Origin of the sequence: Phocaeicola sp. HCN-40430 (assembly GCF_037890285.1) — a bacterium.
In the GTDB taxonomy this organism is placed as follows: Bacteria; Bacteroidota; Bacteroidia; order Bacteroidales; family Bacteroidaceae; genus Phocaeicola; species Phocaeicola acetigenes.
In genome coordinates this window covers 89,415-112,869 of the sequence record NZ_JBBKBS010000003.1, presented here as the reverse complement: position 1 = coordinate 112,869, position 23,455 = coordinate 89,415, and the positions used below count along the sequence as shown (strand labels likewise).

Genomic DNA, 23,455 nt, shown 5'->3' with positions numbered 1-23,455 from the left:
AAATAGGATTATGCAAAAAGTCATTATCTTTTCATTGTTTTTATTTCTATCCTTTTCAACACTCCTCGCACAAAATGAAGAAAAGACTCCACAGTCTAGAACCATTTCTCTGACAGATTACGGAATTAAGCCAGGCAACAGCAAGTCTTTGGGATACAAGTTGTTTAAGGCCATTGAGAAAATAAATGGGAATAGAGACAAAAACGAGAATATTACCATTGAATTTGCTCCGGGAGTTTACCATTTTTATCCCTCCCCAAAGATACAAAGGGAATATTACATCTCAAACCACGACCAAGACAATCCTAAGTTTGTGGGAATAGCTTTAGAGAACACTCAAAATATTACAATAGACGGTAAAGGTTCCCAATTCGTATTTCACGGTGTAATGCTTCCATTATCTATATTGAATACTCAAAACTGCACAATAAAGAATTTAAGTATAGATTTCAAAAATCCTCATATATTCCAGATTGAGATTGTAGAAAACAATGGTACTGCAGGAATGGCTTTTCGTCCGGCCGAATGGGTAAGATATCGTATTACCCAGGATTCTATCTTCGAGGCTTACGGTGAAGGATGGACCGCACGCCCCAATTCTGGAATTGCTTTCGAAAAAGATACCAGACATATTGTGTATAATTCCAGCGACCTGTCCTATTCCACAAAAGGGATATATAAACTCAAGAAAGATAAATATGCAGATAAAGGAGAAATCCTTTATGCACCCAACTGGAGAGACGAAAAGAAAACTCTTTTGCCGGGCACTATAGTAGCAATGAGAACATGGGAACGGCCTACTCCAGGCGTGTTTGTCTCAAATTCAAAAGACATTATCCTCAACAATATAAAAGTACATTATGCCCGCGGAATGGGACTTTTGGCTCAGCTTACGGAGAATATCACTCTTGACGGATTCTCGGTATGTCTGAAAGGAGATGACGACAAGCGATTTTTTACTACACAAGCCGATGCAACACACTTCTCGGGTTGCAAAGGTAAGATTGTATCTGTAAACGGATTATACGAAGGCATGATGGACGATGCTATAAATGTACATGGCACTTATCTTAAAGTGGTGAAACGTATTGATGACCATACTCTGGTAGGCAGATATATGCATCATCAGACATGGGGATTCGACTGGGGATTTGCAGGGGATGAGATTCAGTTCATTGCCTCACAGACTATGGAAGTGCTTGATGGAAGCAATAGAATCAAATCCATCACTCCCTACGATAAAGAATCAGTCAGCGGAGCCAAAGAATTCAAGATAATCTTTGAGAAGCCGGTTCATAAATCCATTTCCGAAAAAGGAGACTTCGGAATAGAAAATCTTACATGGACTCCCGAAGTTTACTTTGCAGGTAATACGATACGCAACAACCGTGCAAGAGGCAGCTTGTTCAGCACTCCGAAAAAGACTATTGTGGAGAATAATATTTTTGACCATACTTCAGGTACTGCCATTTTATTATGCGGAGATTGCAATGGATGGTTTGAAACAGGAGCATGCCGCGAGGTGATTATCAGAAACAACAAATTCATCAACTCTCTTACAAGTATGTTTCAGTTTACCAATGCAGTGATATCAATTTACCCTGAAATCCCCGACCTTAAAAAACAAATAAAATATTTCCATGGTGGAAAAAAAGGTGCCATCCAGATAACTGATAATGAATTTGATGTATTCGATGCTCCAATTCTCTATGCCAAGTCGGTAGACGGGCTTATGTTCAAGAATAATATTATCAGAACAAATACCGAATATCAGCCTTTCCATTGGAACAAAAGCAAATTCCTGCTTGAAAGAGTCAACAACGCAGAATTGGAATAAGTAATAAAAGGCGCCGGTAAACGTCGGAGACTTCAACCGACGTCGCCGGTTGTAAAGTCGCCGTTGTTGGCCGTACAGCCGGCGATGCCGAATGTGCAGCCGACGACGTCGGCTAAAGCAAGCAAATAAAAACATGAATCTATGTTCATGGCAAAGAAGGCTTTCTTAATCTGAAACAAAAAAGAATGAGACCGTTTCAAAATGATTTTGAAACGGTCTCATTCGCATATAATGATATCGACAAACACTACATAAAAAACTTAAAGACAAATATCACAGCCAAAATATACATAGCCGGTGACAGTTTCTTAAAGTTTCCGCAGCATAAGTTCAGTAATACATAGCTTATCATACCTAATACAATACCATCTGAGATACTATATGCCAGCGGCATAAAGATGATACAGATAAATGCAGGTATGGCTTCTGAATAATCCAGCAAATCGATTTTCTTGATAGAAGACATCATCATCAGTCCTACCAGAATCAAGACCGGAGCAGTAGCAGCTCCCGGAACAGCCAGAAAGAATGGGGCAAGAAACAGAGCCAGCAGGAAACATACGGCTGTCACAAAAGCGGTCAGTCCGCTACGTCCTCCTTCGCCTACTCCCGAAGCACTTTCCACAAATGTAGTAATGGTACTTGTTCCCAATATTGCACCGGCAGTTGTTCCAATGGCATCTACCAGAAAAGCCTGTTTCAGATGAGGTATTTTTCCATTCTTATCGATCATACCTGCTTTTGTAGTTACTCCTACCAGAGTACCGATGGTATCAAACATATCCACAAACAGAAAAGTAAAGACTACCACAACCATTTCCTTGGTAAAAATATGGTCCCACTGGAACTGACAGAAGATAGGACTGATAGAAGGAGGAGCACTGATTACCCCATCCAAATGAGTAAGTCCCATCGGGATACCAATTACAGTAGTAAGCAAAATACCAAAAAGCAAAGCTCCGCGTACACGTTTAATCAGCAGAATAGAAGTAATGGCCAATCCAATCATTCCCAGCAAAGGAGAGCCGGAAGTAATATTTCCCAAGCTGATTAAAGTAGCATCGTTATTCACAATGATACCGGCATTTTGCAGACCGATGAATGCAATAAACAAACCGATACCCGCTCCAATGGCATTTTTCAATGTAGCCGGAAGCGCATCTACTATTTTCTCACGCAGGTTGGTAACGGTCAACAAAATAAAAATAATACCTTCTATCAATACAGCTGTCAGGGCAAACTGCCAGGAATATCCCATAGTAAGACAAACCGTATATGCAAAAAAGGCATTCAATCCCATACCGGGAGCCAATCCAAAAGGAAGCTTTGCATAAAAAGCCATCAACAAAGTAGCAAGAGCCGATGCCAAAACTGTAGTAGTAAACAAGGCTCCTTTGTCCATACCCGCAGCACTAAGTATATTCGGGTTCACTGCCAGAATATAGGCCATGGTCAGAAAAGTGGTAATACCAGCCAGAATTTCTGTACGTACACGGGTGACTTTAGAATCAAAACCAAATAATTTTTCAAGCATGATAATTATTCCTTACCGAAAAACAAATTAGAAACTCCATTTCATTGCCAAAGTAGGGATGTAGTAAAAACCGTTGCGTGTAGCAAAGTTTGTACTCAACTCCCATTCTGTACCTACACTCAAGTTCAAGTCATCATTTACATGCTTAAACTTGTTCAAGTTCACCCAGAACTGTGGCTCACTTATAAAGATAAAATCATGATTGTTTCCGTGTACATCGGTATGTTTCTCACGCCAGAAATCTACGAAACCACTGAATGTATACTTTTGGTCGCAGAAATGCATTGTCCATGTACCTGTAAGCTGGAAGTTATGAGGTTTTGCATTTTTCTGAATATACTTATACAATACCTGAACTCCAAACACACGCGAGAAGTCGGCATTGTTCCAGTTGTATGCCGGACCAGCCAGAAAAGCATTATTAATATAGTTCAGTCCTCCATTGTATTCTACATGTGCAGAAACCGGTGCTTTCCAAAACTTCAACTCACGGCTGATTTCCCAATACGCTGAAGATACCCCCTTATCGGTATAGTCCATATCCACAAAGAAAAAAGTACTACCCCATTTATCTGCTTTAAACATTTCTACAGTGGTAGTAACCCATGGGCGACCTTCCAAAGAATTGTACATGGCACGTCCCAGATCATAGTGCAACTGAATGTTCTGTGCTTTTACCACTCCGGCAAAGCAAATCATCACGACTAATAAGAATAACTTTTTCATTAAACAACTGATTTTATTTTAAAATTGAGCTGCAAAGGTACGATTTTTCTGTTATATAACATAATATATCCTATCTATTACCTCAAAACCCGGAATTCAATAAGCAGACAATTATTCTTTCGTTGTTACAAAAAAATTACAATATGTAGTATATCTGGCGAAACAATTGACTTGAATCAATAAAACAGGATATAATGCAAACTTTATAAAAGAAAGTGTACCAAGCCTGCTAAAAAGAAGTATCTTTGTAGTGTCAAAATTAAAGATAATAAAAAGGTAAAAATTATTGTTTTAGGGTATTAGAATAAAAAGGTTAGACCAAAGGTAAACCGTGAGGCACACCTGAGGTGTTTTTAAGATTTTCAGGTATTTGTTTTATTAAAAAAGAAAGGATAACATTATGAAAAAGGTAAAAAGTATTTTTCAGAAAATAGCCAATGCAGATCCTATGATTTGGGGCTATGTAATGCTGAACGAAAGTTCACGCAAGTAATTAAAAACAGCTGACTCTGTCAGCTTTATGAAAGGAAATCCCAAGCCGAAAGGCTTACTATAAATCAAAGTGGTTGTACACATACAACCACTTTTTTTATTTCCTTTTTGTACTTATCTTTGCACGAAAAGGATGAATCCGGTTATGGCACACCAAACTATAGATACCAATAATGCAGAGTTTCAGGATGCACTGAAACTGATACAATATACCCACCAGTCTGTTTTTCTTACCGGAAAGGCGGGTACAGGAAAATCTACTTTCTTGAAATATGTGTGCCAGCATACCAAAAAGAAACACATCGTACTGGCTCCTACCGGTATTGCCGCTATCAATGCAGGAGGTAGTACCCTGCACAGTTTCTTCAAACTTCCGTTTTATCCATTGTTGCCAGACGACCCGAACTTCAGTCTGAAAGGAGGAAAACTGCATAGTTTCCTGAAATATCCGGCGGAACACCGCAAACTGATTAAAAACATCGAACTGGTTATTATCGACGAGATTTCCATGGTCCGTGCCGATATCATCGATTTTATTGATAAAGTACTACGGGTGTATTCGCAGAACATGCGCGAACCTTTTGGAGGGAAACAGCTTCTGCTGGTAGGCGACGTATATCAGCTGGAGCCTGTCGTAAAAAATGATGAAAGGGAAATCATCAACCGCTTCTATCCCAATCCTTATTTCTTTTCGGCTCGTATCTTCCAGGAAATGGAACTGGTGTCTATCGAACTGACAAAAGTATACCGGCAGACGGACAAAATATTTGTCAACGTACTCGACCACATCCGTACCAATACAGCCGGAGCTGCCGACCTGCAACTTCTGAACACGCGCTATAATGTGCCTTTGAAGCAGAAAGAAAACGACTTGTACATCACTCTGGCTACACGGCGCGACACGGTAGACTATATCAACGAACAGAAACTTGCCGGACTTCCGGGTGAATCTACAGTTCTGAAAGGAGAAATTCATGGAGAGTTTCCCGAAAACAGTCTTCCTACTCTGATGGAACTGGAAGTAAAGCCTGGTGCACAGATTATCTTCATCAAAAACGACCAGGAAAAACGATGGGTCAACGGAACAATCGGAACGATATCCGGCATTTCGGACGACGGTATTCTCTATGTCATTACAGAAGAGGGCAAGGAATTTGATGTAAGAAGAGAAAGCTGGAGTAACATCCGCTACCGTTACAACGAGGAAGAGAAAAAGATTGAAGAAGAAGAGTTGGGTACATTTACCCAGTATCCTGTCCGACTGGCATGGGCCATTACCGTACACAAGAGTCAGGGACTTACATTCAGTAACATAATCATAGACTTTAGCGGAGGAGTGTTTGCCGGAGGACAAACGTATGTGGCTCTGAGCCGCTGTACTTCACTGGAAGGAATCTGTCTGAAAAGAGAGATTACACGGGGAGACATCTTCGTACGTCCCGAAATCGTATCCTTTGCCAAACAGTTCAACAACAAACAGGCCATAGACCGTGCCATGAAGCAGGCACAGGCCGATATACAATATACTTCAGCCGTAAAATCTTTCGACAAGGGAGATTTCCCCGAGTTTCTGAATCAGTTTTTCAAGGCTATCCATTCGCGTTACGACATAGAAAAGCCACTTATCCAACGGTTCATCCGCAAGAAACTGAATATTATCAACAAGCTGAAAGAGGAAAACAGACTTCTGAAGGAACAGATGAACCAACAGAAGAAAAATCTGGAAAAATATGCCCACGAATATTACCTGATGGGAAACGAATGCATTACCAAAGCACATGATGTACGGGCTGCCCTTGCCAATTACGACAAAGCCATCGAACTTTATCCCGAGTATACAGATGCATGGGTACGGAAAGGTGTAACTTATTTCGACGACAACCGGATGGCTGAAGCGGAAGAATGTTTGAATCAGGCAGTCAAACTACGCCCCATGGACTTTAAGGCTGTATACAACAGAGGAAAGCTTCGCCTGCATACCGGCGATACGGAAGGAGCACTGACCGACCTCGACAAAGCAACAACACTCAAGCCTCAGCATGCAGGAGCACACGACTGCTTTGCCGATGCACTCGACAAAGCGGGAAAAGAGAGTGAAGCAGCCTTACACTACCGAATTGCAGAGGAATTGAGAAAGCGCAAGGCTTCCCGTTCCGACAATCCTGCATAAAAACAGTTCTTTGATATACATACAAAAAGAAATGCCATCCGGAAGCTAAAAGTTCCCAATGGCATTTCTTTGTTTATCATATACTCGTTAATTGTTAAGGTCTGGGTTGGCAGCAATGGCTTCTTCCGGAATACGAAGAGTATAGCGTGAATCATCCTGTTCGAGTACATAACTTTTTTCCTGTAATACTTTTTCTATCCGTGGACGAGTAGTACGGCGCAAGTCAAACCAGCGCTGACCTTCAAAAGCCAGTTCACGTGCACGCTCGTTCAAGATTTCTTTCACCAAATCGGCTTTTCCCATCGCCTCTACCGCAGCCTTTTTCTTTGCATACGCTTCGGCTGTATATCGCTTTTCCATCAGTTCCAATACACGCTTGCGGGCTTCCGGCAATTTGTCGGATTGAGCAGCGGCTTCTGCACTGTTCAGATACAACTCTGCTACACGGATGGTATTTCTGAAGTTATGGTCGCCTCCTTTCAGACATTTGCGGTTTCCCTTATCATCGGGCTGAGCAAAATAAGCTGCAGGACGCAAGTCACCCTCACCATACAAGGAAAGGAAAGAAGGCAATACCGATACCGCATTCTTATAGTTGGCATTCATGGTAAATTCAAGTGGGTTGATGGCCTCTACCGACTGGAAATGATTCGGCAGTTTGAAACCTTCTGCCCGAAAATCTTCCAAAGTCGGCTTTTTAGCCAATGCTTCTTCTGCATACTTATAAGCATTGGCCCAATCGCCCATATAGAGATACACACGCGAACGTAATGCCGGCACACACAGTGTGGTAAAACGGTAAGACAAAGTTATATCATCCCATTTTTCTACATTGAGCAAACTTTCTGCCGTCTGTATATCACTCAGTACCGAAGTATAAATTTCTCCTACCGTATTACGCTGAGCCCGTTCTTCCAAATCGGTAGAAAACTTCAATGGGACAGCTTTAGTATCGGTTGCTCCTGGCTTAGTATACGGTTGCCCAAAAAGATTGGCCAATACAAAGTGTATATATCCACGCATCAGATATGCCTCTCCCACCAACTGCTTTATCTCAGCCTCATGGCCATCAATGATATTTCCCTGATTTTCAATAATAAAATTGGCATAAAACAATACCTGATAATATCCGGCCCAGTTGAAAGCAACAGTAGAAGAAGAAGTCGAAGTTCCGACTTCCCAACGTTCGATGGCAGAATACTTTCCCATGTCCGGTTCGTTCGAAACAAACATCTCGTCTGCCCCCATATTGGCCAGTCCTCTATCCGATGGTACCGTATTGTAAGCCGTAGCCCACAATGCACGATACTCTGCCAGCGTAGTAGGAATTACACTTCCCGTAGGCTTAATATCCAAATAGTTGTCGCACCCCGTGGCAAGCACCATCAGGCAGATGCAGATTACATTTATATAGAATTTCTTCATAACAGTTCAAGAATTAAAAGTTAAGATTCAAACTGAAGGTAAACGATTTTGGAATAGGCTGTGCATACGGATTTCCCATTGTTTCCGGATCGAGGAAATTATCATAGTTCGAACCAAAAACAAACAGGTTACGTGCTTCCAGCGCTACGCTCGCTTGAGTAATACCTACTTTCTTAATCAAGTCGAAAGGCAGTTCATACCCTAAACGGATACTTTGTACGCGCATGTAGTTCTGTTTCTTCACCCACATGTCCAGATTCTGATATACACCCAGTCCACCCAGCACGATATAAGAATCCGGATCCATGTTTCCGTCAATCAGTGCCGGCATGGTTCCATGAGGATTGTCGGAAGTCCAGCGATTCAAAATATCGCGGTTCGTATTCTGTCCTCTGTCGTATCCCATAATATCATAAGTAGGCTGCGTACGTACATAACCTCCTGCATTGAAAATACAGTTCACACTCAGTTCGAATGCCTTATAGGTGAATGTATTTCCGAAACCTCCGGTATAAGGTGATTCACTTGTACCGATATACTCATAACGGTTACGCACTTCCTGCGGTGTCAGATCGTATTGTCCGAATGTCCATTCCTTTATTTTGAAAAACTCTTTAGCGGTTTCTACCTTGCCGTTTTCCTTATTATAGAATGTCATTTGTCCGTTTTCATCGACTCCGGCATAAGGGAAAGCAAAGATAGCTCCTACCGGATAACCTTCACGGCTTGGATAAATCGCATCCTCACGAATCGCTTCTTTTAAAACCTTATTCTGGTTGTAAGCAAAGTTGAAGGTAGTAGTCCACATAAACGACTTGGTATGAATATTACGGGTAGACAGACTCACTTCCACACCCTTGTTCTCCATACTTGCCCAGTTGATGGTAGTCGATGCGAAGCCTGTTTCAAGAGGCAACATTTGCATACCAATCAAGTCAACTCCTTTACGATAGTAATAATCCACACTCAGATTGATACCCTGATTCAATACTGCAAAGTCCATACCGGCATTCACCGAATAAGTTTTCTCCCAACGCAATTTATCATTAGGAGCAGAATTTACTGTAATCATATCTTCTGTACCTCCGGGAAGAATAGGAGTCGCATTATTCTGATATTTTCCCAACAAGAAAGGTGAAGTATTCTTATCGATATTACCCTGCAAACCATACGATGCACGGAATACCCAGTTGTCTACCCAGCGCACAGACTGCATAAACGGTTCTTGCGACACACGCCACAACCCACTCACCGAATACAACGGTAAGTAACGGTATTTCTTGTCTACCCCAAACAGGTCGGAGCCATCGAATCGGATACTTCCACCCAATGTATAACGGTTCAGCAACGAATAAGAAGCAGTAGAGAAGCCTGATACATAAGCATTTTCGACATTCGTCTTCGAATGTAACGGGAAAGCAAGGTCTTCACTCGGGAAAATCACCGGACGGTTGGTCATGGTACGACGGTCGTAACCATAGCCCACCGAGTAAAGAGTAGTAGCCCATGTACGGCGCAGCTCCGAGCCCAGCATAATTTCAAATTCATGAATGTCTGCATAAGTATCGCGATATGTGCCCATAGTCTTCCAGGTTACCTGAGAGTTTGAATTCTCATAAGCCTTATGGAAACCTCCTTTTTGAGGAAGGAACGAGGTCTGGTTACTCTGATGACTCTGATGTTCATGGCGCATGGCAAACGACTGCTCGTCTGCAATTTGCTCACGTGATGTTTTATCGAGCTGCAAACCCACCTGAGACGTAATCTTAAACCGGTCGTCAAAGCGCAACTCTACATCGAAAATCGAAGAAAAAGAGTTCGTTACCGATTCGTTGGACGTATTGTTTCTCTCTTCAAAAGTATTGAAGCCCAGTTCCGAATATCCGGTCTGCATATCCATATCATAGATATAATTGCCGTCTTTATCGAATGGCTGAAGATAAGGATTGGCAATACGGGCATAAAACATCGGATTGGTAAATCCGTCTGTAGCCAAATACGAACTGCTGTTACGACGATTCACAAAAACCGAAGCTCCTACCTTCAATATCTTATTCAATTTATAATTGGCTTTGGTCACCAGATTCAGTCGGTCGGCAGATACACTGGGAATATTTCCATTCTCTTTCGAATAGCCCAAAGAGGTATAAAAAGTTGTACGTTCGTTACCTCCCGAAATACTCAAGTTATACTCCTGACTGAATGCATTTCTCAACAGAATGTCATTCCAGTCGGTATTAATCAGACGCAAAGCATCGATTTCCTTCTGAGCATCGGCAGGCAAAGCACTCCATCCGTCTTTCTGGAACGCATCTACCGCACCATGACGCTTGATAATACGATAAACTTCTCCCTTATCCGAATTCAAACTATATCCACTTTTCAACAACTGAAGTTCCAAATCCACCTTCTCTGTCGCATTCATCAGATTCAGACGATCAATATCCTGCTTAGGAGAATAAGTCAGACGAGTATTAAAGTTTACTCTTGTTTTTCCGGCTTTTCCGTTTTTAGTCGTAATCACAATGACTCCATTTGCTGCACGGGCACCATAGATAGCAGTAGCTGCCGCATCCTTCAAGACAGTAATGTCAGCAATATCAGAAGGATTCAATCCAGCAATGGACGACTGTTGCACATCATCTACACTTTTCAAAGATTCCAAACTGGGCACATCTGTACCTTCCAAAGGAATACCATCGAGTACCCACAAAGGATCTTGTGTACCATTCAAAGAAGAAGTACCACGAATACGGATTTTTACCGGCGCACCCGGTGCACCGGAAGTAGATATCGCAGACAATCCGGCAATCTGTCCCGACAACGCCTGATCAATACTTTTCACTGTTCCGATAGTAGATTCCGAAATATCAATCTTCGATACGGCAGCCGTCAACTTGCGGCGTTCAATAGTCTGATAACCAGTCACAACCACATCTCCGAGCATTGTAGCAGAAGTTTCCATCACAACATTATAATTGTTTTTTCCCGACTTCAACACTATCGTAAAGGTAGTATATCCAATATAGCTACATTGCAGTTTTTTCACACCCTCCGGAATAGAGATAGAGAAGTTACCGTCGATATCGGTAATGACCCCCAGCGAAGTCTTGTTGCTTCCGGCTTTCTTCAAGTCGTCTGCAGAAACAAACACAGAAACCCCAATTAGTGGTTGCTTATCTTCGGCAGCAATTACATGACCTGTAATTACTCTGTCGGCTGCCATTGTCCAGGCAGCTTGTACAATAAGTAAGACTAAGAATAAGAGTTTTTTCATTCTAACTATATTAATGATAATTGATTATTTACAAACCCAAAGCTGTATTGATACGTAAAATCATATCGTCGTAATGATAACGTGTAGCAGTATCGGCTCCGTTACGTCTGGCTTCCAACAACTGTTTGATACGCAACAACTCACCACGTTTTACAGAGATTGCATCCGATATACGGTTTACCTGCCCTCCGTAGAAACTCAATTCACGTTTTGCTCCCATACGTTCTGCGTGTTCGAAAGTAAATTCGTCACAACTGCAACGAGGATGATCGTGCAACAGATAAGGGTTACCACTGGTCACCAGATGCTTATTGATTTTCACACCTTCACTCTCTGCCGCAGCAGTAATCAGTGCATCCAGAAATCCTTTCTGAAGATTTCTTTCCATTACATCCGGAGTACCACCCTTTATTGTAGTAGCAAAAATAGATTTATGCATCTTATCCATCAGTTCCACTACAGTGAATGCCTTCTTTCCGTTCTTCAATTCATTTTCCAACATTCGCATCAAACGGTCGTTCGATAATAAATCCCAGAAGATATATCCTTGTGTATTCTTCAATATCTGATTCGGAGCATACTCTATCACCCCATTAGGATTCTTGCGCAACAGGAAAGTATAGTCTGATATTTCCGTATCGAACAGCCAGCGTGGATAGCAAAGCACCTCGTCCAGCAGAAAATCGAGAGCAGCTTCCTGCTTTTCTTTCTCTACAAAAGTATAAGTCTTCACTCCATCCCCCACTGTAGTATTCTCTATATAAATACCTCCGATATTTGCCATCACATGATAGAGGTAATTATTCCATTGCATAATTACGGCATAATACAAACGCGAAGCCTCTTCGTAAGTCTGTCCCTTTTCTCCGGTAGTAGTCCACTGGATAATCTGTGGAACAATACGTTTCAGGTTGGCAATTCCCAACTGAGAAGAACGTACCGGGTCGTCTCCCAAATCTTCGTTCTGAGCACGCGGATCGACAGCAGCACGAGGGTCTTGTGCTTCACTGTATTTGTATAAACGGTCTGTATGGCGACTCAGGAAATCATAAAGTACATCTTTTTCCGCTTCAGGAGTAGGCAATCCATACCAACGGTATCCGTATTCGATAGCAAACATATCGTAAGGGCCGATATGTGGAGAAACTGCAGTAACTCCATCTCCCGGCTGAGCCACATAATTGTATCGGGCATAATCCATGATAGAAGATGCTGTAGAGTTCATCTTGTCCGTAAATGTCTTCGAACGCAACGAATCGGTAGGGAATGTCCACGATCCCATCATGTTATGACGCAACCCCAACGAGTGTCCCACTTCATGGCAAGCCACAAAACGAATGGCATCTCCCATCATATCATCCGGTAATTTGATTCCTCTTGCTTCGGGATTAATAGCCCCGGTCTGTACAGTAATCCATTCCTGCACCATCGAAATCACATTATGCCACCACATGATATCCGCCTCGAGTATTTCCCCCGAACGTGGGTCAAGAATGGAAGGACCCATGGCATTGGCTTTCGACGAAGCAGCATAAGTCAGCACCGAGTAATTGATATCATCCGTATCTGCCGCAATACTATCCGGCAAATCTTTTGCAATAATGGCATTTTTGAATCCGGCACGTTCGAAAGCTACCTGCCAGTCTTCGATACCTTGCTTGATGTATTTACGCCAACGGTAAGGAGTAGCATCCTCAATGTAAAAGACAATAGGCTTGGCCGGTTCTACCAGTTCACCTCTCAGGTATGCCTCACGGTCTTCCGGTTTCGGCTCCAGTCTCCAGCGGGTGATGTATTTCTTTTCTTCCGTTTTCTGCTGTGCATCACTGAAATAAAGCAAGTCTTTTGTAAAATATCCCACTTTAGGATTATCCAAACGCCCCATCATAGGTTGCTCCGGAAGCAATACTAACGACGAGCTGACCTCTACCGTCACATTCACCGAACTCATTCCTTCATGCACTTTTGTAGTCAGCTCCGATGTAGCAACCACATTATTTTGGAAAGCCTTGACAGAACGTATTCTCGACAAACCTTTCACAGCAGAAGTACCAAGGTTTATATTATCGAATACGTTGTTAATACTGGTTTCCGAACCGTCATAAATATCATTGACCTGTATCAAAACCGAAGTAGAATCGGGATGACAAGCTTCTATCTTAAAATCGGCTATTAATGGAGAGATGAAATTATTCTGCACCGACCGGGTAATTGCATCCTGCTTGGGTGATTCCGGCATCGGACGCATCTGACGCACCAAAATCTTCTTGGCTGCCTTATCCCATTCGAAACGCACCATCTGCGTTTCATAATTGGTTCCCCGGTTCACCCCTGCGTCATTCAATTCCAACGGAACTCTCTGTAGCTTATTGACAACCAGCATATCCCGTTCCAACAATGCAACAGGAATTTCAAAAAAATACTTTGAGTCTTGTTTATACACATTAAACATCCCCCTTCCCAGCAAATGAGATTCAGAAGCGATCTTTTCATAATCGCTTTTTACAGATGCCGTGTCTTTCTCGACCTTTTTTTTCTTAAACAGTCCCGGAGTTTCCAACACATGATATTCCTCATTATAATTTAAGGATGCATTTAATGGCATTGCCAACGTGGCTCCTACTAACACTGTAGTCCACAGAATTCGGTTTAGAGTCATATTGTTTAGTCTTTAAAATGGGGTGCAAAAATATAAAAAATAATGCATTAATTTTGCATTTATATAGAGAGTATCTCTTTAAAGAACAAAATAACACCCATTTAGTTCAAAGAATAAAATTTAATTTAATAACTTTGTGAAGTATAATTATAAATTTATCAACCACCTTAATCTGCAGTCATGAAGATTAGCTTATATTCAAAAGTAGGAAGTTTTTTGGTTGCAAGCCTGTTTGCAACATCGTGTGCCCAACAAGAAAATATGGTACAAACCCTTACTCCTGTTCCTGTATCCTATCAAACAGAACAAGGAAAATTCCAATGGGATGCACAGACACAATTGTTTGCCGAAGGAGAAAAAATCGATACTTCTATCATAGAAACGGCATTCCAGCATGCTCCTCAACCAATAAAATGGACAGAAGCACTCCCAAAATCGAATTTTATCCGTCTGACTCTTGTCCCCGAACTGAAAGGCATTACATCACCGGAAGGATATACATTGCAAATTACTTCAAACGGTATACAGATTGAAGCCACTACACATGCCGGTCTGTTCTATGGAGTACAAAGTATTTTGCAGCTGGCCGAACAGGGAAAAGGAGCCATACAGGCAGCTACCATTACAGACGAGCCACGTTTCGAGTATCGTGGAATCATGCTGGATGTATCCAGACATTTCCGTAGCAAAGAATTTGTAAAGAAACAGATTGATTTACTTGCATCATACAAAATAAACCGTCTTCACCTGCATCTTACCGACGCAGCCGGATGGCGTATAGAAATTGACAAATATCCCCGTCTGACAGAATTTGCCGCATGGCGTAAAGGAGAGACATGGAAAGAATGGGGCAAAGGAGGTAACCAATACTGTGAAGCAACCGATCCGGAAGCCAAAGGAGGATATTATACCAAAGAAGATATTAAAGAGATATTGGAATATGCACGCCAACATTGCGTCACAGTCATTCCGGAAATCGAGATGCCTTCTCACTCGGAAGAAGTGCTGACTGCCTATCCGGAGTTATCCTGCACACACAAACCCTACAAGCAGTCTGATTTTTGCGTAGGAAACGAAAAAACATTCGAATTCCTTGAAAACGTACTGACTGAAGTTATGGAACTGTTCCCTTCCCAATACATCCATATCGGAGGTGACGAAGCCGGTAAAGGAGCATGGAAAACTTGCCCACTCTGTCAGGCACGCATGAAAAAAGAAGGACTGAAGAATGTAGACGAATTGCAGAGCTATCTGATTCACCGCATCGAACGTTTCCTGAATGCAAACGGAAGAGATTTGCTGGGCTGGGACGAAATTCTGGAAGGAGGTCTGGCTCCTAATGCCACTGTAATGTCATGGAGAGGCGAAGCTGGTGGTATCAAGGCTGTTCGTGCAGGTCATCATGCCATTATGACTCCTGGAGAGTTCTGTTACTTTGACGGCTATCAGGATGCTCCGTATTCACAACCGGAAGCTATCGGTGGATACCTTCCATTGAGCAAAGTATACGGATACAATCCGGTACCCGACTCACTGACAACCGAAGAAGCTAAATTGATTCAAGGAGTACAAGGTAACGTATGGACAGAATACATTCCTACCGAAGAGCATCTGGAATACATGCTGTATCCGCGTGCCATCGCATTGGCCGAAGTAGCATGGACAAAACCGGAAAACAAATCGTGGGATTCTTTCCACGAACGTATCCTGAAAATCATCCCGCAATTGCAGGCTAAAGGATACAATCCGTTCGATGTAAGTAAAGAAATTGGAAACCGTAAGGAAGCAGCCCAGCCGATAGAACACCTGGCTGTAGGCAAGAAGGTAACCTTCAATATTCCTTATTGGCCTAACTATCCGGCTAACGGAGAAAAAACGCTGACAGACGGTTTGCGCGGTGGATGGAACTACAACGACAAGCGCTGGTTGGGATTTGCCGACAATCACCGTATGGATGTAGTAATCGACCTGGAGAAGGAAACCGACATTCACTCTGTTGCGGCCGACTTCATGCAAATCTGTGGTCCGGATGTATATATGCCTGCCAAAGTTATCATCTCGGCCTCTACAGACGGAAAGAATTATACTACCCTTGCCGAAATAAATCATGAAGTAGTAAAAGATGATGCTGTATCATTCAAGAACTTCGGATGGCAGGGAGAAGCCAAAGCACGATATATCCGTTACCAGGCTATTGCCAATGCCGATCACGGTGGCATTCAGTTTGTCGACGAAATCGTTGTAAAATAAAAGCCGTACACAGTCTTAATATTTCATTCTCTTCCTCCGATTTTTCCTATAAAAAAGGAAAACGGAGGAAGAGTTTTTATTTCTTAATAGAAATGACAAAATGTAAGGTTTGACATTTTGATATTTTCGACCTCTAAAAACAGGGCTTTTTGAGGCCTCATCCGAGTCCGGTGATTTTTTCCTTGATTTTAAGGGATTTGCATAATAAAAAAAGAAAGGAAATACGCTCCATTTTATACATAAAATCTCATTTATACATATATTCTTATCACTCCTCGCATAATATCCTCTATTTTCTCACATAAAGTCACTTTACATCACATTCAATATCCGAAGGAGTTTCATGTAAAAAGACGGTGAAATAATCAATCCACTCCCTTTTCAGCAACAAAAAAACATACTTTTATAGATGCAAGCCTACGCGACTAGTCACGAAAGCGTACGTGATTAGTCGCATCAGCCCTCGTTACTTGTATCGTTGCCCCTCGATTCAAGTCCTTTTTCCTTATTTTTCAATCTGTAAAACATGCTCTACGACACTTATTTTACCCTTCTACAAGTCATTTTAAGCTCAATAAACCCAAATAAAGAGTGATTTTGATTAAAATAGCTGTTATCAAAAAATAGTATATTTAGATTTTTAGAAAGAATATCGAGTTTTTCCATAACAAACTGTAAATGTTTACTTATCGTTTTTTCATAGGAAAAATTAGCCTAATTATTGAAAATTTAGCCCAATTTGTAAAGAATACCAAAAATTTAAATACTTTTGTCTACAATTAATCTACAGTAAAAACACATTTTTACGATTATGAATAACAAGATTCTATTATTATTGGCGGGAATACTCCTTTGCCTACCTTTGTATGCACAGCACAATTTTTCATTTCACAAAGACGGGAAATTTAAAATTGCTCAATTTACCGACATCCATTGGACTCCCGGTTCTGACAAATGCAGCATCACAGCCTCTACAATAGAATCTGTATTACAAGCCGAACAGCCGGATATAGCCATTCTGACAGGAGATGTGGTAACAGATTCTCCCGCATTGGAAGGATGGAAATCTATCATACAAATCTTTGAAAAAGCCCAAATGCCATTTGCCGTACTGATGGGTAATCATGATGCAGAAAATATGTCAAAAGACAGCATCTATCTCCTTTTATCTGCATCTCCTTATTTTGTAGGAGACAGAGGACCTGTTGATATTAAAGGATATGGAAATTCCATCATCCCTATCTATGACTCCCAAAAACAAAGCACCATTTCATCGCTGTTGTATTGTTTCGACTCAAACGATTACCCGGAAAATAAGAATTACGGTCACTACGACTGGATACATTTTAACCAAATTGACTGGTATCGCAGAAAAAGTCAAGCCTATACAGCACAAAACAACGGCAAACCCTTGCCGGCTTTAGCATTCTTCCACATTGCCACTCCAGAATTCAATCACCTGATTGGCCGCAAAACCACTTGGGGAAGATGCAACGAAGGAGGAACCGGTGCACCTAAAATAAATAGTGGCATGTTTGCTTCTTTCATCGAATGTCAGGACATAATGGGAGTTTTTGTAGGACACGACCACGACAATGACTTTATCGGTCAGGAATACGGCATTGCCCTCGCATACGGACGAGTAACCGGAGACGACGCCTATGGAGATTTTAAACGGGGCGGGCGTATCATAGAATTACACGAAGGTAGCCATAGCTTCGATACATGGATTACAACTCCCGAAGGAAGAGAATTTACCTATTATTATCCATCAGGTATTACATCCATAGAGGAAGAAGAAGGAGACTATTTACCGGCACGTAAGGTTCAGTCTCCTAAACAAGGAGTAGCTTATACTTATTACGAGGGAGAATTTGAAAAAACAGCCGAAGTATTGAAAGGGAAAAAAGTAAAGACCGGTGTTATGAAAAACTTCGATATTACCCAAGCTCCCGCAGAAGACTATTTCGGTTATGAATTCCGCACACTGATACGTATTCCGGAAAAAGGAATCTACAACTTCTACACCTATTCGGACGATGGCACTAAACTGTATATCGACGGAAAAGAAATCGTAGATAATGACGGCTCTCACAATGCTCAAAGAGCAGAAGGTAAAGTCGCATTGGAAGAAGGCTTCCATGAATTGCGTTTAGTTTATCTGGAAAGCTACATGGGACAGGAACTTGAAGTCGGCATTTCGGGAAGAAATATACTTGAAACACCTATACCTGATGATATGCTGTATTTGGGGAAATAATCAGTTAGACCAATCGTGTCTTCTATGAAAAAAACGATTTTAATAAAGACACTAATTTAAATAAGAAATATAATACTAAGCAAGACAAGAGTATGAACAAAAAATTTCTATGTTTACTCGGAGCAGCATCAATAGGGATGTCTTTGTCTGCTTCATCAATGAGTAAACCCACACCTCCAAAAGAAGGATATGCTCCCCTAAGCACACTTCCTTCCGCAAATCAGAATGCTCAAACCATTAAGGGTACAGTAGTCGATGCAAATGGAGAAGCCATAATCGGCGCAAGTATACAAGTAAAGGGTACAACAATCGGTACAATTACAGATTTCGACGGAAACTTTACGCTGGATGTTCCGGAAAATGCTGTATTACGCATTTCATACATCGGTTTTATTACTCAGGACATTAGCGTAAAAAACAAGAGAGATTTCAAAATTACTCTGAAAGAAGACAACAAAACACTGGAAGAAGTAGTAGTAGTAGGTTATACTACTCAGCGTAAAGCCGATTTAAGTGGAGCCGTTTCTTCTGTAAAAGTAGATGAAATCAGCGATATGTCTGTTACAGGTATCAACCATGCTTTGCAAGGAAAGATGTCTGGTGTAACAGTATATGCCAACAGTGGTGCACCGGGTGCTTCTGCTTCCGTTCGTGTGCGCGGTTTGGGAACAATCGGTAACAACGACCCCCTCTACGTAATCGATGGAGTTCCGGCAGATAATATGAACGATATTAACCCGAGTGATATCGAGCGAATCGACGTATTGAAAGATGCGGCTTCTGCAGCTATCTACGGTTCACGTGCTGCCAATGGTGTGGTTATCATCCAAACTAAAAAAGGTGGAAAGTCGGAAAAGGTAAATGTAACTTTCAACATGCACCACGGCTTCAACTCCATCCCGAAAAAACTCGGATTGCTTAACGCAGAACAAAGAAATCTTATCCATACAGAAGCTTACGAAAATGACAACAAGCCTGTTCCGGAATATTATAGCTCTCCATATGCACAGGTTACACGTACAGACTGGCAAGATGAAGTCTTCACCAACGGATATACCGGTAACTACGATTTAGGCTTGTCCGGCGGTTCCGAAAAAGCACGTTACAACGTAGCAATGGGATATCTCAGCCAAAACGGAGTTATCAAAAATTCCGGTTACGACCGTGTAAACTTCCGTGTCAATACAGAATTGAATATCACCAAGAACTTGAAGTTTGGAGAAAACCTGATGGTTACTCACTCTGTACAAGACATGATGGATACACAAGGTTCTAACGGTGTTATTTCTTCGGCTTTGGTATTCGACCCATCTATTCCGGTATATACAGAAGACGGAGGATACAGTGGTAGTGGAGAATTGGGTACCGATATGCGTAACCCGGTTTCTATTATCGACCGTACTGATAAGAAACGTACACGCGACCGTATCTTTGGTAATGTATATGCAGAATGGGAAATCATTAAAGGATTGACAGCCAAAACAGACTTTGGTTACGACTGGTCTCAATGGCAGGAAAAAGAATATACTCCTGTTATCCCTGAAGCAGGTCGTCCGAATTCGGTGGCAGAACTCACCCAGCAAGACTGGCAAAGCACACGCTGGATTAATACTACAACTTTGAAATACGATGGCAAATGGGGACGTCATAAATTGATGGCTTTAGGAGGATGGTCTTTTGAAAACTACAGCATGAATTTCACCAACATGCGTGGTTCTAACTTTGCCTCTGACGATGAATCTCAGCGTTTCATGGACTGTGCAGGAACAATCAACTGGATTCTGACCGGACGCAAGGAATGGGCTTTGATGTCTGCCTTCACACGTTTCGACTATTCTTACGCAGACAGATACCTGTTCTCTGTAAACTTCCGTGCGGATGGTTCTTCTAAATTCTCGAAGAACAATCGTTGGGGATACTTCCCTTCAGTTTCTGGAGCATGGCGTATTTCAGAAGAAGCATTCTTTGAAGACATTAAAAATACAGTACAGAATTTCAAGTTCCGCGCAAGTTGGGGACAGCTTGGTAACCAGAATATATTCGACTATTATCCAACCTATACCAGTGTTGTCAACACACAGGATGACGACGGTTATTATGCAGTATTCGGAAAAGATGAAACTGCTGTAGGCGGACGTTACGAAGCTTCTATCGCAAACAAGGATATCAAGTGGGAAGTAACTACACAGACCAACGTCGGTATCGACTTAAGTTTATTTGACCATTTGGATATTACCGCCGATTACTTTGTCAAGACTACTTCCGATGTATTGCTGCAAGTTCCGGTCACTTCATTGGCTGGTGTAGACAGCGAACCGTGGATTAATGCCGGAAAAGTACGCAACAAGGGATTTGAATTCAGCGCAGCATGGAATGGAGAAAAGAACGGATTCACTTACAATGTATATGGTAACTTCAGTACAATCAAAAACGAAGTTCTTTCTTTAGGAAACGGTAGTGAAGCAATTTACGGAAGTACTTACCGTGGAAGTAACATTACCAGAACTGTGGTAGGAGAACCAATGGCACACTTCTATGGTTACAAGACAGACGGAATCTTTACTTCACAGGCTGACGTAGATGCATATAATCAGAAATACAATAAGAACGCTGTTTTGGGAGATGTTAAATTCGTAGACAATGATAATAATGGTATTATTGACGGAAACGACAAGACCAACATTGGAGACGGATTCCCAGACTTTACTTATGGATTCGGATTTGACGGTTCATACAAAAACTTCGATTTGTCTTTGTTCTTCCAGGGAGTAGCTGGCTACGATATCTTTAAAGCAGTGGATTATGAAGGAATGTATGTAAACAAACTGTATAATCAGTTCAGTGACATCATGGATCGTTATCATCCGGTTAATAATCCAAACGGAACATTACCACGTGCTACACTGGAAGACCCCAACAACAACAGAGAGTTCTCTGATTTGTATGTAGAAAATGGTAACTACCTGAAGTTGAAAAATATCACATTGGGCTATACACTTCCTAAAAAACTGACAACCAAATGGGGTATGCAGAAACTGAGAGTATATGTTACTGCTCAGAATGTATTTACTATTACCAAATACTCAGGATATGATCCGGAATTGGGAGAAACTTATGCAGATAACAACGACAACTACGGAGTTACAGAGTTGGCTGTAGACCGTGGACAGTTCCCGCAAACAAGATCATTCCTTATGGGTGTTAATATTAATTTCTAAAATAAACAGTATGAAACTGAATAAACTTATATATATATCTTTATTTTTACCGTTGTTCAGCTCTTGTTCACTTGACCGGGAACCTTATGGACTGAACAATCTGTGGAGTTCTGAAGAGAATGCCCAAAAAGCATTAGACGCAGCCTATGTTCCACTCTACGAAGAAGAAGGCTTTGGAGAAGGACACTGGTGGGCTGGCTTACTTAGCGATGACATGGTCATAAACCGCGAAGATGCAGCCATGGGACAGTTAAGCAACTTTACTGCTGTAACAAATACCTATTGGGCGATGTACGATAACTGGAAAGTAATGTACAAAGTCATCCGTCGTGCCAATGATGTATTGGCAAATGTCCCCAATATTGAAATGGCCGAAAGCAAGAAAAGAATTATGCTGGGAGAAGCCAATTATTTATGTGCATTCTCTTATTTCTTCCTTGCAAAACGTTATGGTGGTTTGCCTTTCTATGACTACAACAATCCTACCGAGTTCAACAAACCTCGTGAAACAAAAGAGCAGACTTACCAAAACATTGAAACCTATCTGCTGAATGCCATCGATTACTTTAAAGATATTGACGGACAGCCTCTGTGGGAACGTACCAGCGATGATTGGGGACGTCCTAATTTGGGAGCAGCATACGGTTTGCTGGCAAAAGTATATGCACACTGGGGAAAGATGGACAAGTGTAAGGAAATGGCATGGGAAGTTATCAACTCCGGCAAATATTCACTGGAAAAAGCAAACGGTAATGGATTTGATTATCTGTTCTCACCTGCAGGAGAAAAGAGCAATGAAGTATTGTTCAATCTGACTCAGCTTCCGGAACGCCACAAATGCTCTATCATTTCTGTAGTACCAATGTCTTCTTCACTGACTGGAGGAACTGGATGGTTCTATTTTGCTCCAACACAGAGCTTGAGAGATGCGTTCAAAGAAGGAGACTTAAGACGTAAAACTACAGTAGCTCAAGACGGTGATGAATATTCCTGGATTGGCAAAGACTTCATCTTAAAAACACACCCTACAGAACAAGACAAACAAGAAGCTGAAGCTGAAGGAAAGACTGTAGGAGATATTAGCGACATGACAACCGGATACATGTGTGTAAAATATGCAAATGCTTATTCTACTATGAGCGGTTGGGTATGGGAACCAGGAGCTGATGTGCCTTTGCTGCGTTACTCTGATGTATTGCTTTTGTATGTAGAAGCACTGATGAATGAAAAAGGATTGAACAGCAGCAACCGGGATGCGATGACTTCGGATGCAACAATTCTGAAATATTTCAACGAAGTACATGAACGTGCTTTCGCGGGTACACCGGGATATGACCACAAAGACCAGATTAACTTTATGGATTTGGTGAACGAACGTCGCTGTGAGTTAGCTTATGAAGACGAACGTCATTACGACTTGGTTCGCTGGGAAATGGCAAAAGAAGTATATGCTCAAAATGATAAAGATAAAGGTGCTCGTACTTTTGATCCAGCCAAACACAGACACATGCCTTTACCTCAGAGCGAAATAGAAAACAGCAACGGAGTATTGATTAACAATCCGGCACCTGGATATTCAGACTTCGGTAGCGCACAATAATCTCAAG

11 protein-coding genes are annotated in these 23,455 nt (G+C 41.7%); 6 read left to right on the top strand and 5 right to left on the bottom strand.

Annotated elements, in window-relative coordinates; genetic code table 11:
- The first annotated feature begins 10 nt into the window (after positions 1 to 10).
- Positions 11 to 1,837, top strand: coding sequence for an alpha-1,3-galactosidase-related protein (locus WKU26_RS02220; RefSeq protein WP_340320754.1), 1,827 nt, complete (start codon positions 11 to 13; stop codon positions 1,835 to 1,837).
- Positions 1,838 to 2,084: 247 nt separating this feature from the next.
- On the opposite strand, the gene WKU26_RS02215 is transcribed toward WKU26_RS02220, so the two are convergent.
- Together WKU26_RS02215 and WKU26_RS02210 are read right to left on the bottom strand one after the other, a co-directional pair.
- The gene (locus WKU26_RS02215; protein WP_340320753.1) at positions 2,085 to 3,371 is read right to left on the bottom strand and encodes an NCS2 family permease; all 1,287 of its coding nucleotides are present in this window, start codon (positions 3,369 to 3,371) and stop codon (positions 2,085 to 2,087) included.
- Between the two features lie 27 nt (positions 3,372 to 3,398).
- Positions 3,399 to 4,097: a nucleoside-specific channel-forming Tsx family protein gene (locus tag WKU26_RS02210; protein WP_340320752.1), complete on the bottom strand. Its 699-nt coding sequence runs from the start codon at positions 4,095 to 4,097 to the stop codon at positions 3,399 to 3,401.
- A gap of 637 nt (positions 4,098 to 4,734) precedes the next feature.
- Between WKU26_RS02210 and WKU26_RS02205 the strand changes: the two genes are divergently transcribed.
- On the top strand, positions 4,735 to 6,759 hold the full coding sequence (locus WKU26_RS02205; protein WP_340320751.1) for an AAA family ATPase: 2,025 nt from the start codon (positions 4,735 to 4,737) through the stop codon (positions 6,757 to 6,759).
- An 87-nt stretch (positions 6,760 to 6,846) separates the two neighbouring features.
- Here WKU26_RS02205 and WKU26_RS02200 read toward each other — a convergent pair whose 3' ends face one another.
- Genes WKU26_RS02200 through WKU26_RS02190 form a run of 3 tightly spaced genes read right to left on the bottom strand, consistent with a single transcriptional unit; the run spans position 6,847 to position 14,066 of the window.
- On the bottom strand, positions 6,847 to 8,184 hold the full coding sequence (locus WKU26_RS02200) for a RagB/SusD family nutrient uptake outer membrane protein (RefSeq protein ID WP_340320750.1): 1,338 nt from the start codon (positions 8,182 to 8,184) through the stop codon (positions 6,847 to 6,849).
- Positions 8,185 to 8,197: 13 nt separating this feature from the next.
- The gene (locus WKU26_RS02195) at positions 8,198 to 11,461 is read right to left on the bottom strand and encodes a SusC/RagA family TonB-linked outer membrane protein (protein WP_340320749.1); all 3,264 of its coding nucleotides are present in this window, start codon (positions 11,459 to 11,461) and stop codon (positions 8,198 to 8,200) included.
- Positions 11,462 to 11,489: 28 nt separating this feature from the next.
- Positions 11,490 to 14,066, bottom strand: a complete 2,577-nt coding sequence (locus WKU26_RS02190; RefSeq protein ID WP_445323205.1) for a zinc-dependent metalloprotease — start codon at positions 14,064 to 14,066, stop codon at positions 11,490 to 11,492.
- Positions 14,067 to 14,381: 315 nt separating this feature from the next.
- On the opposite strand from WKU26_RS02190, the gene WKU26_RS02185 reads away from it, so the two are divergent.
- From WKU26_RS02185 to WKU26_RS02170, 4 genes are all read left to right on the top strand, one after another.
- Positions 14,382 to 16,370 carry a glycoside hydrolase family 20 protein gene (locus WKU26_RS02185; RefSeq protein ID WP_445323204.1) on the top strand — a complete coding sequence of 663 codons (1,989 nt, stop codon included), beginning with the start codon at positions 14,382 to 14,384 and terminating at the stop codon, positions 16,368 to 16,370.
- Between the two features lie 811 nt (positions 16,371 to 17,181).
- Positions 17,182 to 18,630 (top strand): PA14 domain-containing protein, encoded by a 1,449-nt coding sequence (locus tag WKU26_RS02180; RefSeq protein WP_340320746.1) that lies wholly within the window; start codon positions 17,182 to 17,184, stop codon positions 18,628 to 18,630.
- Between the two features lie 92 nt (positions 18,631 to 18,722).
- On the top strand, positions 18,723 to 21,848 hold the full coding sequence (locus WKU26_RS02175) for a SusC/RagA family TonB-linked outer membrane protein (protein WP_340320745.1): 3,126 nt from the start codon (positions 18,723 to 18,725) through the stop codon (positions 21,846 to 21,848).
- A 10-nt stretch (positions 21,849 to 21,858) separates the two neighbouring features.
- On the top strand, positions 21,859 to 23,448 hold the full coding sequence (locus WKU26_RS02170; protein ID WP_340320744.1) for a RagB/SusD family nutrient uptake outer membrane protein: 1,590 nt from the start codon (positions 21,859 to 21,861) through the stop codon (positions 23,446 to 23,448).
- Positions 23,449 to 23,455: the final 7 nt, after the last annotated feature.